At 72.2% G+C, this 16,679-nt stretch carries 11 protein-coding genes; 4 read left to right on the plus strand and 7 right to left on the minus strand.

From position 1 onward, the window contains the following. The first annotated feature begins 42 nt into the window (after positions 1-42). A complete protein-coding gene (locus tag ABZS66_RS53005; RefSeq protein ID WP_354771078.1) occupies positions 43-435 on the plus strand; it encodes a cupin domain-containing protein in 393 nt (130 codons plus the stop codon). Here the strand turns inward: ABZS66_RS53005 and ileS are convergent. Beyond that, the gene (ileS, locus tag ABZS66_RS53010; protein WP_354771080.1) at positions 432-3,545 is read right to left on the minus strand and encodes an isoleucine--tRNA ligase; all 3,114 of its coding nucleotides are present in this window, start codon (positions 3,543-3,545) and stop codon (positions 432-434) included. The two genes, ABZS66_RS53005 and ileS, sit on opposite strands and share 4 nt — an antisense overlap. Positions 3,546-3,895: 350 nt before the next feature. Between ileS and ABZS66_RS53015 the strand changes: the two genes are divergently transcribed. Beyond that, positions 3,896-5,419 (plus strand): glycosyl hydrolase family 18 protein, encoded by a 1,524-nt coding sequence (locus ABZS66_RS53015; protein ID WP_354771082.1) that lies wholly within the window; start codon positions 3,896-3,898, stop codon positions 5,417-5,419. 225 nt (positions 5,420-5,644) lie between these two features. Here the strand turns inward: ABZS66_RS53015 and ndk are convergent, their stop codons facing one another. Then, the gene (gene ndk, locus ABZS66_RS53020; RefSeq protein ID WP_354771084.1) at positions 5,645-6,058 is read right to left on the minus strand and encodes a nucleoside-diphosphate kinase; all 414 of its coding nucleotides are present in this window, start codon (positions 6,056-6,058) and stop codon (positions 5,645-5,647) included. A gap of 139 nt (positions 6,059-6,197) precedes the next feature. Between ndk and ABZS66_RS53025 the strand changes: the two genes are divergently transcribed. Then, the gene (locus tag ABZS66_RS53025; protein ID WP_354771086.1) at positions 6,198-9,008 is read left to right on the plus strand and encodes a VOC family protein; all 2,811 of its coding nucleotides are present in this window, start codon (positions 6,198-6,200) and stop codon (positions 9,006-9,008) included. A gap of 38 nt (positions 9,009-9,046) precedes the next feature. Here the strand turns inward: ABZS66_RS53025 and ABZS66_RS53030 are convergent, their stop codons facing one another. Genes ABZS66_RS53030 through ABZS66_RS53045 form a run of 4 tightly spaced genes read right to left on the minus strand, consistent with a single transcriptional unit; the run spans position 9,047 to position 14,337 of the window. After that, positions 9,047-10,018, minus strand: coding sequence for a YafY family protein (locus ABZS66_RS53030; RefSeq protein ID WP_354771088.1), 972 nt, complete (start codon positions 10,016-10,018; stop codon positions 9,047-9,049). Position 10,019: 1 nt separating this feature from the next. After that, positions 10,020-10,376: a DUF4233 domain-containing protein gene (locus ABZS66_RS53035; RefSeq protein ID WP_354771090.1), complete on the minus strand. Its 357-nt coding sequence runs from the start codon at positions 10,374-10,376 to the stop codon at positions 10,020-10,022. Next, on the minus strand, positions 10,373-11,641 hold the full coding sequence (locus ABZS66_RS53040; protein ID WP_354771098.1) for a folylpolyglutamate synthase/dihydrofolate synthase family protein: 1,269 nt from the start codon (positions 11,639-11,641) through the stop codon (positions 10,373-10,375). Before ABZS66_RS53040 ends, ABZS66_RS53035 begins: the two co-directional genes overlap by 4 nt. A gap of 50 nt (positions 11,642-11,691) precedes the next feature. Further along, on the minus strand, positions 11,692-14,337 hold the full coding sequence (locus ABZS66_RS53045) for a valine--tRNA ligase (RefSeq protein WP_354771092.1): 2,646 nt from the start codon (positions 14,335-14,337) through the stop codon (positions 11,692-11,694). A gap of 73 nt (positions 14,338-14,410) precedes the next feature. Between ABZS66_RS53045 and ABZS66_RS53050 the strand changes: the two genes are divergently transcribed. Next, positions 14,411-15,238, plus strand: a complete 828-nt coding sequence (locus tag ABZS66_RS53050) for a hypothetical protein (RefSeq protein ID WP_354771094.1) — start codon at positions 14,411-14,413, stop codon at positions 15,236-15,238. A 653-nt stretch (positions 15,239-15,891) separates the two neighbouring features. Here the strand turns inward: ABZS66_RS53050 and ABZS66_RS53055 are convergent. Further along, a complete protein-coding gene (locus ABZS66_RS53055; protein WP_354771096.1) occupies positions 15,892-16,524 on the minus strand; it encodes a hypothetical protein in 633 nt (210 codons plus the stop codon). Between the last annotated feature and the right edge of the window lie 155 nt (positions 16,525-16,679).

Genomic DNA, 16,679 nt, shown 5'->3' on the forward strand with positions numbered 1-16,679 from the left:
TGTGTTCAGAAGTGTGCTAGTCGGTTGTGGTTCGGGGTGAGCATGGGGCGGCTGCTGGCGGCCGCGCCCGAGCCGGACGTGCGCCCCCGCGCCCCCCCCCCGCCGCCGGTGCTGTGGCGGGGCGCCGCCGGGGGCACCGGCCGGCTGCTGCGCGGGGTGAACGACCCGGCGTTCGTCGAGGTCTGGGAGTGGCGGATGGCGCCGGGTGAGGACCACGACTCGGGCGACCACGCGCCCGGCACCCGGGAGATCATCCAGCTGCGCGAGGGCGCGCTGGTGGTGACCGTCGACGGCACCGGCTACCCGGTGCGGGCCGGCGAGACGATCGACTTCCGGGCCGACCGCCCCCACGCCTACCGGAACCCCGGCGACGTGGAGGCGGTCCTCACGATGGTGGTCGTGATGCCCGAGGGCGAACGCGACCGGCGGATCTAGACCTTCGCCACCCGCACCCGGATCGGGTCGCCCTCGCCGACCTCGCCGGCGAACCCGCCGTCGAGGGACCCGAGCGTCACCGACTGGGCCAGGGTCTCGCCGGCCACGAACGCCGAGTGCACGGCGAGCGCGTCGGCGACCGCCTGCGGGCCGTCCACCACGACGGTGATCCGGTCCGAGACGTTCAGGTCCGCGTCGCGGCGGGCCTGCTGCACGACCCGGACCAGGTCGCGGGCGAGGCCCTCGGCGGCGAGCTGCGGGGTGACCGCGCTGTCGAGCACGACCACGCCCTCGCCGGCGGGCAGCGGCGCCGACTGCGTCGGGTCGGCGGCGACGAGCTTCAGCTCGTACTCGCCCTCCTGCAGCTCGACCCCGCCGGCCGTGACCGCGCCGCCGCCCTGGACGCCCCAGTCGCCGGCCTTGACCGCCTTGATGACCGCCTGCACGTCCTTGCCGAGCCGCGGGCCGAGCACCCGCGGTACCAGCGTGAGGACCCGCGTGCAGTGGGCGGCCACGTCGCCGGTGAACTCGACCTCCTTCACGTTCACCTCGTCGGCCACGAGCGCGCCGAACGGCCGCAGCGCGTCCGCGTTCGACGTGGCCACGGTCAGCTTGGCCAGCGGCAGCCGGACCCGCAGCCCGCGCGCCTTGCGCAGCGACAGCGCCGCCGAGCAGACGTCGCGGACCGCGTCCATGTTCGCGACGAGGTCGTGGTCGGCCGGGAACCGCGACGCCGCCGGCCAGTCGGTGAGGTGCACCGACCGCTCGCCGGTGAGACCGCGGTAGATCTCCTCCGCGGTGAGCGGGGCGAGCGGCGCCACGACCTGGGTCAGCGTCGAGAGCACGGTGTACAGCGTGTCGAAGGCGTCCCGGTCGCCCGACCAGAAGCGGTCGCGCGAACGGCGGACGTACCAGTTGGTGAGCGCGTCCAGGTAGGCCCGCACGGTCCCGGCCGCACCCGACAGGTCGTACGCGTCGAACTGCCGCTCGACGGCGGCCACCAGCTCCCCGGTCTTCGCCAGGACGTACCGGTCCAGCAGGTCGGTGCTGTCGGTGCGGTACCGCGCGGTGTAACCGTCGGCGTTGGCGTAGAGCGAGAAGAAGTACCACACGTTCCACAGCGGCAGCAGGACCTGGCGGACCGCGTCGCGGATGCCGGCCTCGGTGACCGGCATGTCGCCGCCGCGCAGCACCGGCGACGCGACCAGGAACCAGCGCATGGCGTCGGAGCCGTACTCGTCGAACACCCGGTAGACGTCCGGGTAGTTGCGCAGGCTCTTGGACATCTTGCGCCCGTCCTCGCCGAGGAGGATGCCGTGGCTGACGCAGTTGTTGAACGCGGGCCGGTCGAACAGCGCCGTGGCCAGCACGTGCATGGTGTAGAACCAGCCGCGGGTCTGCCCGATGTACTCCACGATGAAGTCGCCCGGGTAGTGGTGCTCGAACCAGTCGCGGTTCTCGAACGGGTAGTGCACCTGGGCGAACGGCATCGAGCCCGACTCGAACCAGCAGTCGAGCACCTCCGGGACGCGCCGCATCACCGACTGGCCCGTCGGGTCGTCGGGGTTGGGCCGGGTGAGGTTGTCGATCTCGGGGCGGTGCAGGTCGGCCGGGCGCACCCCGAAGTCGCGCTCCAGCTCGTCGAGCGAGCCGTAGACGTCGACGCGCGGGTACTGCGGGTCGTCCGACTTCCACACCGGGATCGGCGAGCCCCAGAACCGGTTCCGGCTGATCGACCAGTCGCGGGCGTTGGCCAGCCACTTGCCGAACGAGCCGTCCTTGATGTGCTCGGGCGTCCAGGTGATCTGCTGGTTGAGCTCCACCATGCGGTCGCGGAACGTCGACACGGCGACGAACCACGACGACACCGCCTTGTAGACCAGGGGGGTGTCGCAGCGCCAGCAGTGCGGGTACGAGTGGGTGTAGGAGTCGTGGCGCACCACGACGCCGGCCGCCTTGAGGTCGCGGATCACCGGCTTGTTGGCCTCGAAGACCTGCAGGCCCTGGTAGTCGGGCACGACCGAGGTGAACCGGGTGTGCTCGTCGACGGTCACGACGGTGGGGATGCCGACCGACGCGCAGGCGTTCTGGTCGTCCTCGCCGAAGGCGGGCGCCATGTGCACGACGCCGGTGCCGTCCTCGGTGGTGACGAAGTCCGCCCCGATGACCTGGAAGGCGTTCGGGGTGTCCGCGAGGAAGTCGAAGAGGGGGGTGTACCGCCGGCCGACGAGCTCGGCGCCGCTCACCGACCGCTTGAACGAGGCGCCGGCCAGCTCCTTCTCGTAGGCCGCCACGCGGGACGCGGCCAGGATGTACTCCTGACCGTCCTCCTCGAACACCGAGTACTCGATGTCGGGGCCGACCGCGACCGCCAGGTTCGACGGGAGCGTCCACGGCGTGGTCGTCCAGACGAGGATCTTCTCGCCGGTCTCCAGCTGGAAGGCCACCGTCAGTGCCGGGTCCTGCCGGTCGCGGTAGACGTCCTCGTCCATCCGCAGCTCCGTGTTGGACAGCGGCGTCTCGCAGCGCCAGCAGTACGCGAGCACCCGGAAGCCCTCGTAGACCAGACCCTTGTCGTGCAGGGTCTTGAACGCCCACATGACGCTTTCCATGTAGTCCAGGTCAAGCGTCTTGTAGTCGTTGGTGAAGTCGACCCACCGGGCCTGCCGGGTGACGTAGCGCTCCCAGTCCTGGGTGTAGCGCAGCACCGACTCCTTGGTGGCCGCGTTGAACTTGTCGACGCCGAGCTGGAGGATCTCGGCCTTGGTCGTGATGCCGAGCTGCTTCTCCGCCTCGACCTCGGCGGGCATGCCGTGGCAGTCCCAGCCGAAGCGGCGCTCGACACGGAAGCCCCTCATGGTCTTGTACCGCGGAACGACGTCCTTCGCGTAGCCGGTCAGCAGGTGGCCGTAGTGCGGCAGGCCGTTGGCGAACGGCGGCCCGTCGTAGAAGACGAACTCGTTGTCACCGTCGACGCCGGCGGCGCGCTGCTCGACCGACGCCTCGAAGGTGGCGTCCTTGGCCCAGAAGTCGAGCACCTCGCGCTCGACCTCGGGCAGGTTGGGGCTGGCGGATACGCCCGCGCCGGTCCGGTGCATGGGATAGGCCATCGGGGGCCACTCTCCTCGCGTGGTCTGCAGTTTCCTGTCCACGCGGGGACGAACCTGTCGCCAGGTCCGCGGTACCACCCCGCTTGCCGCCGGATCGTGCGTCGGCGGCCGCTCGTTGGCCGGCTGTGACGGGCCGTCCCGTCCGGTTCTACTGAGGCTCGCGCCCGTTCTTCCGGAGGCTCACCGGTGATGGCCGGGTCGATGCCTGTACACCGAGGATACCCCGCCGTCAGAAGTGGTTTTCGGCCCACCCATAAGAAATAGTAAAGAAACCTTGACATTAACTTCGCGCTCGGCTTTCGTGGAGCACACGTCGACGCCCATCGACGCCACCCCCACCTGGAGCCGCCATGCGTCCACGCAAGATCGCCCTGCTCGCGGGCTCCGGCGCGGCCGTCCTGACCCTCGCCGGGGTCGCGATCGCCATGCCCGCGTCCGCCGCCGAACTGCTCACCAACCCCGGCTTCGAGGCCGGCAACACCTCGGGCTGGACCTGCGAGGCCGGCGCCGCGGTGACCTCCGGCGCCGCCCGCTCCGGCACCTGGAAGCTGGCCGGGACGCCCGGCGGCGGCACGGCGAAGTGCTCGCAGACGGTGTCGGTCCAGCCGAACACGAAGTACACCTTCTCGGGGTACGTCAACGGCTCCTACGTGTTCATCGGCGCCACCGGCGGGGTGGACGCGAGCACCTGGACCCCGGGCACCGGCGGCGCCTACGCGCCGCTGTCGGTCTCGTTCACCACGGGCGCCGCGCAGACCTCGGCCGTCGTCTACGTCCACGGCTGGTACGGCCAGCCGGCGTACACCGCCGACGACTTCTCGGTGAGCGGCCCGGGCGGCAACCCGACGACCGCGCCGCCGACCACGGCGTCGCCGTCGCCGTCGCGCTCGTCGGCCTCGCCGTCCGCGTCGCCGTCGCGCTCGCCCTCACAGTCCGCGTCGCCCTCGCCGTCGACCTCCCAGCCGCCCACGGGCAGCCTGCCGAAGCACTTCCTGACCGGGTACTGGCAGGACTTCGTCAACAGCGCGGCCAAGCTGCGGCTGCGTGACGTGCCCGCCGAGTACGACCTCATCGACGTCGCGTTCGCCGAGACCGGCTCGCAGCCCGGCCAGCTCACCTTCCAGGTCGACCCGGGGCTGTCCGTGGCGCTCGGCGGCTACACCGACGCCGACTTCAAGGCCGACGTCGCCACCCTGCACTCGCGCGGCAAGAAGGTGATCCTCTCCGTCGGCGGCGAGGCCGGCCGGGTGACCGTCGGCGACTCGGCCTCCGCGACCAGGTTCGCCGACAGCGCGTACGCGCTCATGCAGCAGTACGGGTTCGACGGCGTGGACATCGACCTGGAGAACGGGCTCAACCCGACCTACATGGCCCAGGCCCTGCGCTCGCTGCGGGCCAAGGCCGGCGCGAACCTCATCATCACCATGGCGCCGCAGACGATCGACATGCAGTCCACGGGCGGCAGCTACTTCGCGCTCGCCCTGTCGATCAAGGACATCCTGACGGTCGTCTACACGCAGTACTACAACAGCGGCAGCATGCTCGGGTGCGACCAGATGCAGGCGTACTCGCAGGGCACGGTCAACTTCATCACCGCACTGGCCTGCATCCAGCTGGAGAACGGCCTGCGCCCCGACCAGGTCGCCCTCGGCCTGCCGGCCGGGCCCGGCGCCGCGGGCGGCGGCGTGGTCTCGCCGACGGTCGTCAACCAGGCGCTGTCGTGCCTGGCGACGGGGACCAGCTGCGGAACTTTCAAGCCGCCGCACACGTACCCCGGCATCCGCGGGGCCATGACCTGGTCCATCAACTGGGACGTGACGAACGGCAACAACTTCGCTCGCACGGTGAAGCCCCACCTCGCCACACTGCCGTAGTTCTCCGTTGACCTGATTCGTGGGGAGGGCAGTGGTTCCCGCGGCCGACGTCGGCAGCGGCCGCGGGAACCGCCGCCCGGATCGCTCAGAGCTTTCCTCCACCAACACCGTGTGGGGAGCGGGTGTCCCAGCACCCGCTCCCCACACGACTCTTTCGGATGGCCTCAGCTCACGTGGAAAGCGGGCTGTTCGCCCACAACCCGGCCGGAGCTGGGATACTGACCCCTACTCGGCCAGGTCGGGGAACCAGAGCGCGATCTCGCGCTTGGCGCTGTCGGGCGAGTCCGAGGCGTGCACCAGGTTCTCGCGGTTGGACAGCGACAGGTCGCCGCGGATGCTGCCCGGCTGGGCCTTGCGGCCGTCGGTCGCGCCGATGAGCGTGCGCACCACCGTGATCGCCTCGTCGCCGGCCACGATCAGCGCCACGAGCGGGCCGCCGGTCATGAAGTCGCGCAGCGGCGGGTAGAAGTCGCGCTCGACGTGCTCGGCGTAGTGCTGGTCGGCCAGCGCGACGTCCATGGTGCGCAGGGTCATCGCGTCGATGGTCAGACCTTTGCGCTCCAGCCGGGAGATGACCTCACCGACGAGTCCCCGCCGGACGGCGTCGGGCTTGATGAGAACGAGCGTGCGCTCGGCCACGAAGATCCTCCAAAGCTGGTGCCGGTACCCATCGGAGCCTACCCAGCGTCACCGAACCGGCCCCGTCAGGGTGCCGCAGGCTTCCGTTTGAGTGATGATCAGGCATAGCCTGGTGTCACAGTCGTCTGGGGAGGTCGACTTGCCGTCCCGCACCAATCCGCCGCCGTCGTCGGGCGCCCGGGGGCTCGTCATTGCGCTGCTGGTCATCGTGGGTGCCTTCATGGCGTTCTGCGGCTGGGGCGCGGACAGCCCGGCGCTGATCGTGCTCGGCGTCGTCGCGGTGGCCGCCGGCCCGCTCGCGGTGATCTTCCTGAACTCGCGCAGCCGCGTCCGGCAGTTCGTCTACGGTCAGGCCACAGTGGACGACATCTCGCCCCGGCCGTCGACCTCGGCCCGGGCCGCCCGCGCCCGGCTCCGCCTGACGGTCCGCGCGACCGGCATCAACGGTGTCTCGATCTCGTTGACGGATCCGGCGGTACCGCTGGAGAAGTGGCCGGAGCCCGGCGCAACCCTGCCGGTGCGGGTGCTCAAGGGCAAGCCCACCCGGGTCACGGTCCGGTGGGACCGCGTGCAGACGCACGAGGAGGCGATGGCGGAGGAGCTGCTCACGCCGCCCGGCACGCCACCGGCCCCCCGCGACGGGTACTCCCTCGACGGCGACTCGTACCTCGACGCCCCGCTGCACATCCCGCCGGACGACCGCCCGACCCTGAGCAACCTCCCGCCGGTCACCGCCCCGATCACCGAGCCGCCCCGCTACACCGGCCGCCCGGTGACCACGTCGGGCGGCCCGGCGACCGCGGTCGCGGCCCGCCCGGCCGGCCCAGCCGGCCCGGCCCGCGTCGACGCCCCCGCTGGCATGCGCGCGGAGCCGCTGGCCGAGTCCCGCGCCGAGGCGCTGCAGGCCGCCGCCACCGGGGACCGGTCCGCCGAGGCCCTGCGCACCGCCGAGGGTCGGGCCGCCGAGGCCCTGCGCACCGCGGACGACCGGGCCGCCGAGGCCTTACGCGCCGCCGACGACCGGGCCGCCCAGTCGCTGCGCACCGCCGACGACCCCGCTGCCCACGCCACGCCCGGCGCCGCCGCCTACTCCGGCTCCGCCGCCGGGGCTGGGGCCGCCGCCGGGGCCCTCCACGCCACAGACGACCAGGACGCCGAGGCCGCCGGGGCCTTCCACGCCGCCGATGACCGGGGCGCCGAGGCCGTCGGCGGCGCGCTGGCGACCGGTCGCCCCGAGCCCGAGGAGATCCCGACCTCGGCCCAGGCCGCCGGCGCCACGGACGGGGCCGGGCCGGGCACGGCGCTGGTCCCGGTCCAGGGCGCCCGGTCGGAGAGCCGGACGACGGCGATGCGGACCGAGTCGACGCAGGGCGTGCGGGTGGACGCGCCGCTCGGGCTCGGTGACCACCCCAACGGGCCGGTCGAGACCCGGGCCGCGCTCGGGAGCGTGTCGGCGGAAGAGGAGCCGTGGGTGGGCCGCCTCCCGACCCGGCCGACCCCGGGCGGCGCCCATCGCCGCCCCAGCCCCCGGCCCCGCCCGAGCCCCCGCCCGAGCCAGCGGCGCCGCACCGGCAAGGCCGACGCCGACAGCCTGTCGCTGCTGGGGACGGTGGCCCCGCCGGACGAGTACACGATCCCCGAGGCCGGCGCCCTCCTGACGCCGCCCGCCGAGACCCAGCCGCCGGCCGAACCCCGGACGGTCGAGACTCCGCCCGCCGAGGCGGCGTCCGAGGGCGCGCCGGCCGAGCCGGACACCGTCGCCACCGTGTCCACCGTGGACAGCGAGCCGGCCACCGTCGCCACCGTGGACAGCGAGCCGGCCACCGTGCCCTTCGCGGAGGCCGAGCCCGTCGCCCAGCCCGTCGCCCAGCCCGTCGCCCAGCCCGTCGCCGAGCCCATCGCCGTGTCCACGGTGGACAGCGAACCCGCCACCGAACCCGTCGCGGATCCGGAACCGGAGCCGGAGCCGGAGCCGGAGGCGGAGGCACAGGCGGAGGCGGAGGCACAGGCGGAGGCGGAGGCACAGGCGGCGCCGATCGTCGTGTCGTACCCGGACCGGGAGACCGAGCAGCTGCCGATCCGCATGCCCCGGCTGGACGAGTACACCGCCGAGCGGTTCACCGGGCCGGACGCGGCGCCGCTGGAGACGCTCGAAGGCACCGTCCTCGACGCGCCGGCCGAGGAGACGCCGCCGGCCGTCGTCGAGGAGCCTGTCACCGAGCCCCTCACCGAGCCAGCCACACAGGCCACCACCGAGCCCACGACCGCACACCTGACCGTGCCCCCGACGGAGCCTCCGACGGAGCCTCCGACCGAGCCGGGCCGGACGAGCTCGGCCTGGGCCTCCAACGGGCGGGCGCCGGTGGGCGCCGGGCTGTACAGCGCCCCGCCCATCTGGCCCGGGCCACGCAAGGAGCGGCCGGCGGACGACGATGACGACGACACGGGGGCGGTGACGCCCGACCCGTACGCGACGGAGCACTACCTGCCGGAGGACCAGCTCGAGGAGCAGCCGCTGGCGGAGGGCGCCGTCGCCGAGTTCCTCGCCGCCTCCCCGCGCCAGCAGGCGATGCCGCTCAACGGGGTCGCCGGGGTGAGCGTCACGCTCATCGTGTCCGACCTGCAGCGGTCGCTGCGCTTCTACCGTGACACGCTCGGCCTCACGGAGCTCGACAGCGGGCCGACCAGCGCCGTGCTCGCCAGCGGCGACGCCCGGGTCGTGCTGCGCCGGGTCGCCGACATGCCGCCGGTCGACCGCCGGGTCGTGCACCTCAACCTGGAGGTCCCCGACGTGTACGAGGCCTACGAGCGGCTGCGTGAGCAGGGCGTCGACTTCGTGCACCGGCCGCGGGTCGTGCCGCAGGGCGAGCAGCTGGAGCTGTGCTCGGCGACGTTCCGCGACCCCGACGGCCACGCGATCGCGCTCACCCGCTGGGAGCTGCGCCGCTAGATCCGGGCCCAGGGCCGACCGGCAACGACCAGGATCCGTCAGTTGCCGTAGCGGCGCAGGGTGTCGGACGCCTGGGCCCGCATGAGCGCACGCAGCTCCGGCGGGTCGAGCACCTCCACGTCCGGCCCGAACCGGCCCAGGTCGACCCGCGCGTGCTCGAACGACTCGATCGGCAGCACCACACGCACCCAGCCGGCGGCGTCGGGCTCGCCGGCCGTCTCGCGCAGCGCCCGCTCGGCGACCGGGCCGATCATCCACCACATGGCGGCGGCGCGCGGCCCCACCAGTACCGTCGCGAAACCGCCGCTGTAGAGCGTCTGCTGCAGCCGGTCCGACCACTCCAGCCAGTACCGCTGCAGATCGAACTCGGGCGGGCGCTCGAACCGCTCGTCCAGCGCGGTCACGGCGTCGATGCGCGAGACCCGGTAGGCGTTGACGCGTTCGCGGCCCCGCGCCACGCAGTACCAGGCGGTGCCCTTGAGCACCAGGCCGAACGGTTCGAGGGTGCGTTCGACCTCGGCGTTGTCCCATTTGCGGTACCGCACGCGCAGCCGCCGCTGCTCCCAGACGGCCCCGGCGACGGCGTCGAGGTGCGGCGGCGCCTCCGGGTCGCGGAACCAGCCGGGCGCGTCGACGTGGACCCGCTCCTGGATGCGCTCGGCCATCGAGCGCTGCTCCCGCGGCATCGCCGCCAGCAGCTTGAGCTGGGCCGCCTCGAGTGTCGGGCCGAGCCCGAGGTGGGCGGCGGTGGCGCCGCTACCGGTCAGGAACAGCGCCGCCGCCTCGTCGGTGGTGAGCCCGGTGAGGCTGGTCCGGTAGCCGTCGACGAGCTGGTACCCGCCGGCCGGGCCGCGGTCGGCGTAGACGGGCACCCCGGACGCCGACAGCGCGTCGATGTCGCGGTACACCGTCCGGACCGAGACCTCCAGCTCGTCGGCGATCTGCTGCGCGGTGAGCCGCCCGCGGGTCTGCAGGAGCAGCAGCGTCGACAGCAGCCGGCTCGCCCGCACGTCAGTCGGGCTTGTTCGCGTAGACCGAGCTCCGGACGTACAGCACGTAGAGCCAGGTCAGGCCGAAGACGATGCCGAGCGCCAGCAGTGACCAGTGCAGCGCCCCGCCGGCGAGCAGCGCGACCTGCACGACCAGCCCGGCCCACCAGGCCCAGGCCCGCTTGAGCAGGCCGCAGAGCGCGAAGCAGACGACCGCCAGGACCACGCAGGCCCAGATGGCGGCGGTGTTGCCGCCGTCGCCGAGCTTGGCGAGGGGCAGCAGCGCGAGCAGCAGCACGATGCCCTCGACGGCGAGGGCGGCCGCACCGACGCCGCGGACGGCGGCGCCGGGGTTCTTGAGGCCGGCCGGCTGGCTCATCGCTTCAGCAGCCCGCGGGCGTCGGCGACGGTCACGACCGAACCGGTGATGAGGATGCCGATCGTGCCGGGCACCGCGTTGTCGGACTCGGCGAGGGTGACGGCCGTGTCGATCGCGTCGGGAAAGTCCGGTACCACATGAACCCGATCGGGGCCGAAGACCTCCTCGGCCAGCGCGCCCAGCTGCGCCGCCGACATGGCCCGCGGCGAGGTGTTGCGGGTGACGACGATGCTCTCGGTGATCGGCTCCAGCAGCTCCAGCATGCCCTCGACGTCCTTGTCGGCGAGCGCGGCGACGACCGCGACCAGCCCGGCGAACGCGAACTCCTCGGTGAGGGCCTTGACCGTGGCCTGCATGCCGGCCGCGTTGTGCGCGGCGTCGAGCAGGATCGGCGGCGAGTTGCGGACCCGCTCGAGCCGGCCCGGCGAGGTGGCCCCGGCGAAGCCGTCGCGGACGGCCTCGGCGTTGAGCGACCGCTCGGTGCCGGCGCCGAGGAACGCCTCGACGGCGGCGAGCGCGATCGCGGCGTTCTGCGCCTGGTGCTCGCCGTGCAGCGGCAGGAAGATCCCCTCGTAGACGCCGGACAGGCCCTGCAGGGTGAGTACCTGCCCGCCGACGGCGAGGTCGCGCTGCACCACGCCGAACTCGCGGCCCTCGCGGGCGATCGTCGCGCCGACCTCCGCGCAGCGCTCCAGGATCGGGCGCATCGCCTCGTCGGGCTGCAGCGCGCAGATGAGCGTCGAGCCCTTGTGGACGATGCCGGCCTTGGCCAGCGCGATGTCCTCGATCGTGTCGCCGAGCCACTCGGTGTGGTCGAGGCCGATCGGGGTGATGACCGTGGTCTGCGCCTGGAGCACGTTGGTGCTGTCGTCGGCGCCGCCGAGGCCGACCTCGACCACGGCCACGTCGACGGGCGCGTCGGCGAACGCGGCGAAGGCCATCGCCGTGGTCATGTCGAAGTACGTCAGGGGCTCGTCGCTGCGCGCGTCGAGGTACCCGGCGAGCGGCGCGACCTCCTCGTACACCTCGACGAAGCGCTCCTCGCTGATCGGCTCGCCCTCGATGCTGATCCGCTCGGTGATGCTCTGCAGGTGCGGGCTGGTGTACCTCCCGGTGCGCAGCCCGTGCGCGCGCAGCAGCGAGTCGATCATCCGGGCCGTCGACGTCTTGCCGTTGGTCCCGGTGAGGTGGATCGCCGGATACGCGCGCTGTGGGCTGCCGAGCGAGTCGAGCAGCGCCTCGATCCGCGAGAGGTCGAAGACCATGCGGGTGAAGCCCCGCGCCTGGAGCTCCTGATCGACCTCGGAGAACGTGCTCACGACAACGCTTCCAGCTGGGACGTGATCCGGGCCAGGTCGGCCTCGGCGGCCTCCAGCCGCTGGCGGATCTTCGCCACCACGGGCTCGGGCGCCTTGTCGGTGAAGGCGGGGTTGCCGAGCTTGGCCCGGCACTGCGCGGCCTCCTTCTCCGCCGCCGCCTGGTCCTTCGTCAGCCGGGCCCGCTCGGCGGCCACGTCGATCGCGCCGCGGGTGTCGAGCTCGACGGTCACGCCGACGCCGACGGCCAGCTTGGCCGTCGCGGCGAAGTCGCCGCTCGCCGCTTCTTCGACATCGAGGCGCGCCAATGAGCGGATCAGGCCCTCGTGCGCGGTGAGGCCGGCCCCGGCGAGCCCGTCGAGCCGGGCCACGACCCGCTGCGACGGCTTGACGCCCTGGTCGGCCCGGAACCGGCGGACCTCGGTGACGACCCGCTGCAGGTTCGCCAGTTCGGCCTCGGCCGCGTCGTCGATCCGCGCCGCGTCGGCCGCCGGCCAGGCGGCGCGCACGACCGTGCGCTCGCCGGTGAGCGTGGTCCACAGCTCCTCGGTGACGAACGGCATGATCGGGTGGAGCAGCCGCAGCAGGCGGTCGAGCACGTGCCCCAGGACGCGCCGGGTGCGGTCCTTGGCCGCCTCGTCGTCGCCGTTGAGGACCGGCTTGGTCAGCTCGAGGTACCAGTCGCAGACGTCGTCCCAGGCGAAGTGGTACAGCGTGTCGCAGACCTTGGCCAGCTCGAACGCCTCGAACTGCTCGTCGACCTCGCCGATCACGTGCTGGAGCCGGGACAGCACCCAGCGGTCGACCGTCGTGAGCTGCTCCTGCGGCGGCAGCTCGCCGTCGAGGGTCGCGCCGTTGCCGAGCCCGTACCGCGTGGCGTTCCACAGCTTGTTGCAGAAGTTCCGGGCGCCCTGCACCCAGTCCTCGCTCACCGGCACGTCGGCGCCCGGGTTGGCGCCGCGGGCCAGCGTGAAGCGGGTGGCGTCGGCGCCGAAGCGCTCGATCCAGTCCAGCGGGTCGACGACGTTGCCGAACGACTTCGACATCTTCTTGCCGTACTGGTCGCGCACCATGCCGTGCAGCATGATCACGTCGAACGGCTGGCGGCCGTCCATGGCGTAGAGCCCGAACATCATCATCCGGGCGACCCAGAAGAAGAGGATGTCGTACCCCGTGACGAGCACGCTCGTCGGGTAGAACTTCGCCAGGTCGGCGGTCTCGTCGGGCCAGCCGAGCGTGGAGAACGGCCACAGCGCCGAGGAGAACCAGGTGTCGAGCACGTCGGGGTCCTGGGTCCAGCCGGGACCGGTCGGCGCCTGCTCGTCGGGGCCGACGCAGACGACCTCGCCCTCCGGCCCGTACCACACCGGGATGCGGTGCCCCCACCACAGCTGCCGGGAGATGCACCAGTCGTGCATGTTGTCGACCCACCCGAAGTACCGCTTGGTGAGCTCCTGGGGCTCGACCCGCACCCGCCCGTCGCGCACGGCGTCGCCGGCCGCCTTGGCCAGGGGCCCGGTGCGCACGAACCACTGCAGCGACAGCCGCGGCTCGACGGTCGTGCTGCACCGCTGGCAGTGCCCGACGGCGTGCAGGTACGGCCGCTTCTCGGCGACGATGCGCCCATCGGCGCGCAGCGCGGCGACGATCGCCGGCCGGGCCTCGAACCGGTCCAGGCCGAGGAACGGCCCGTGCACGGTGATCACGCCGTGGTCGTCCATGATCGTCAGGTTGGGCAGGCCGTGCCGCTGGCCGATCTCGAAGTCGTTGGGGTCGTGCGCCGGGGTGACCTTGACCGCACCGGTGCCGAACGCCGGGTCGACGTGCTCGTCGGCGACGATCGGGATCCGCCGCCCGGTCAGCGGCAGCTCGACCTCGGTGCCGACCAGGTGCCTGTACCGCTCGTCGTCGGGGTGCACGGCGACCGCCGTGTCGCCGAGCATGGTCTCCGCCCGGGTGGTGGCCACGACGATCGCGCCGTCACCGTCGCCGTAGCGGATCGAGACCAGCTCGCCCTCGTCGTCGGAGTGCTCGACCTCGATGTCGCTCAGCGCGGTGAGGCAGCGCGGGCACCAGTTGATGATGCGCTCGGCCCGGTAGATGAGGTCGTCCTCGAACAGTCGCTTGAAGATGGTGAGCACGGCCCGGGACAGGCCCTCGTCCATCGTGAACCGCTCACGGCTCCAGTCGACGGAGTCGCCGAGCCGGGTCATCTGCCCGAGAATCTTGCCGCCGGACTCGGCCTTCCACTGCCAGACCCGCTCGACGAACGCCTCCCGCCCGAGGTCGTGGCGCGACAGGCCCTCGCCCGCCAGCTGCCGCTCGACCACGTTCTGCGTGGCGATGCCGGCGTGGTCCATGCCGGGGAGCCAGAGTGTCTCGTACCCCTGCATGCGCCGCCGGCGGGCCAGCGAGTCCTGGACGGTGTGGTCCAGGGCGTGGCCGATGTGCAGCGACCCAGTGACGTTCGGGGGCGGCAGCACGATCGTGAACGGCGGGCGGTCGCTCTTCGCGTCCGCCTGGAAAAGGCCGTCGGCTACCCATTGCTCGTACCGCCGCTGCTCAACGTCACCGGGCGCGTACTGAGCCGAGAGCGCCGGGGCCCCGCTGGGGGTTGCCTCGCTCGTCCGTGGAGTATCCGTCACACGCAAAGTCTAGAACTGTCGCATGGGGGGTCTACGCTCGCCAGTGCCCCCTCACTCAGGAGACTGATCGACGGTGACCTACCCGCCCAGCCCGCAGGACGACGAGCCGCGTTCCCAGCCGTTCCAGCCGATGTCGTACGACCTCGCGCCCGAGTTCGGCACGCCGCAGCCACCGCCCGCGGACGCCCCGGTGTACGGGCCGCCACCCGGCTATCAGCAGCCTCCACCGCCGGCCCCGGCCTACCCGCCGGCGGCCTACCAGCCGTATGCGCCGCCACCCGGTCCGGTGTACGCGGCGCCGGTGCCGGTCGTGCCGCCCGCGCCGCCGAAGAAGGGCCACGCCCTCAAGGTCACGCTGAGCATCGTCAGCGGCATCTTCCTCATCTGCGCGATCGCCGCGTGCGTCTTCCTCTGGCCGATCGTCGCCGAGGGCGGCGCCACGGTGACCACGCCGGCGAGCCTGCCCGGCGGCCTGCAGAAGCAGGAGTCGGCGGAGATGGAGCAGCTGGTCGCGTCGATGGAGGCCGACCTGCGCAACGACCTGGACACGGTCGACCAGGTCGTGGCCGGCATCTACTCCGACGCCGACCCGCAGAACGTCGTGGTCATCGTCGCCGCGGCCGCGACGATCATCAGCCCCGGCTCGGAGCTGGACAACGCCTTCAAGGGCTTCACCAGCGGCGCCGGCAACAGCGTGTCGATGGGCAGCCCGACGGAGTACGACGCGGGCAAGTGGGGCGGCACCCTGAAGTGCGCCACGGGCCAGAGCTCGAGCATCGACATGACGCTGTGCGCCTGGGCCGACCACGGCACGCTGGGCATCGGCGTCTTCATCAACCGCTCCGCGTCCGAGTCCGCCGCCCTGTTCCGCGACATCCGCGACGTGGTCCAGAGCCGCTGACCCCGCTGACCCCAGCCGCGCCTGCGCCGGCCGAGCTCGCCCGCCGCACCTGCGACAACTGGCTCGGTCGGTCGACCGACCGATTGGCAGCGCTTTCCTTCGGTCAGTCGACCGACCAACTGAGCGCGGTCTCTCTCGGTCGGTCGACCGACTGACTGGTCGCGGTTTCCTTCGGTCAGTCGACCGACCGCGGGGACCGAGTGGCAGCGCTTTCCCTCGGTCGGTCGACCGACCGAGCGAGCGCGGTCTCTCTCGGTCGGTCGACTGACCGAGTGGCAACGCCTTCTTTCGGTCAGTCGACCGACCAAGTGGTCGCTGTTTCTTTCGGTCGGTCGACTGACCGAGTGGCAACGCTTTCCCTCGGTCGGGTGACCGACCAAGCGAGCGCGGTCTCTCTCGGTCGGGCGACTGACCGACTGGCAACGCCTTCTTTCGGTCAGTCGACCGACCAAGTGGTCGCTGTTTCTTTCGGTCGGTCGACTGACCGAGTGGCAACGCTTTCCCTCGGTCGGGTGACCGACCTAGTGAGCGCGGTTTCCTTCGGTCGGGCGACCGACCGAAGGCCGTGCGGGGATTCGCCCAGGGCGGCCGGAGCCGTCGCGCCCCACGTTCCCGGTGTGGTGCTGGGTCCCATCCGCCCCCTCTCTCGAGGGTCAGGAGCGGTGTTCCACGGCCTGGCGGAGGTCCAGGAAGGCCTTCGCCGCGTCGGCGGGCTGACGGCCGGGCAGGAGCGCCACGCCGACCGAGCCGTTGTCGGCCCAGCCGCACACCGGGAGGTCGCCGTCCTGGGTGGTGGTCACGCCGCAGCGCATGATGCCGCCCAGGTCGCCGGCGGGGACGTCGCGCAGGTCGCGTACGCCGCCGCTGTCGTCGGCCATGACCGTGAACGCGTCCTTGAGCGAGTCCTCGGGCTTCCACACCCTTGCGGTGCCGGCCACGAGGATGACGCTGTTGGTCTGGTCCTTGTAGATGAGGCCGACGCTGGCGTCCAGGTTCACCTCGGAGGCTATGGCGTCGCGGACGTACTCCGCGGTGCTCTTCGCGTCGTCGCTCTTGTCGAGCGTGAAACTGCCGACCTGGTCCGGTGACCGCAGCTCGGTGTCGCTCTGTTGGAGCACCTGGAAGACCGTCGGTCCGTACACGATGCCCGACACCAGCAGCGCCACGCCGGCCAGGGCGGCGCAGACGATCGCGATCCGCTTGATCGGCAGCGCCCGACGGGGAGCTTCCTCCTGCTCGTCGTCGTACTCGTCCGCCGATCGAAACAGCCCAGAGGGTTCGGCCATCGGCGCAGCGTAGCAGCGCCACCTGAGTACCTCATCCGGGGCGCCACCGCGGAAATGCGCCGGCGATAAAGCCTGAGAAACGCTTCAGGGGCCCACCGTCTGGTGGGCCCCTGAAGGAAAGGTTTGTCCGGCGGCGTCCTACTCTCCCACACTCT

Source organism: Dactylosporangium sp. NPDC005572, assembly GCF_040605515.1.
Taxonomy (GTDB): domain Bacteria; phylum Actinomycetota; class Actinomycetes; order Mycobacteriales; family Micromonosporaceae; genus Dactylosporangium.

Coding starts and splice junctions, on each gene's coding strand:
- ABZS66_RS53035 (WP_354771090.1), bottom strand. CDS start 10,376: ATGAGCCAGCCGGCCGGCCTCAAGAACCCCGGCGCCGCCGTCCGCGGC.
- ABZS66_RS53015 (WP_354771082.1), top strand. CDS start 3,896: ATGCGTCCACGCAAGATCGCCCTGCTCGCGGGCTCCGGCGCGGCCGTC.
- ABZS66_RS53040 (WP_354771098.1), bottom strand. CDS start 11,641: ATGGTCTTCGACCTCTCGCGGATCGAGGCGCTGCTCGACTCGCTCGGC.
- ABZS66_RS53005 (WP_354771078.1), top strand. CDS start 43: ATGGGGCGGCTGCTGGCGGCCGCGCCCGAGCCGGACGTGCGCCCCCGC.
- ABZS66_RS53055 (WP_354771096.1), bottom strand. CDS start 16,524: ATGGCCGAACCCTCTGGGCTGTTTCGATCGGCGGACGAGTACGACGAC.
- ileS (WP_354771080.1), bottom strand. CDS start 3,545: ATGGCCTATCCCATGCACCGGACCGGCGCGGGCGTATCCGCCAGCCCC.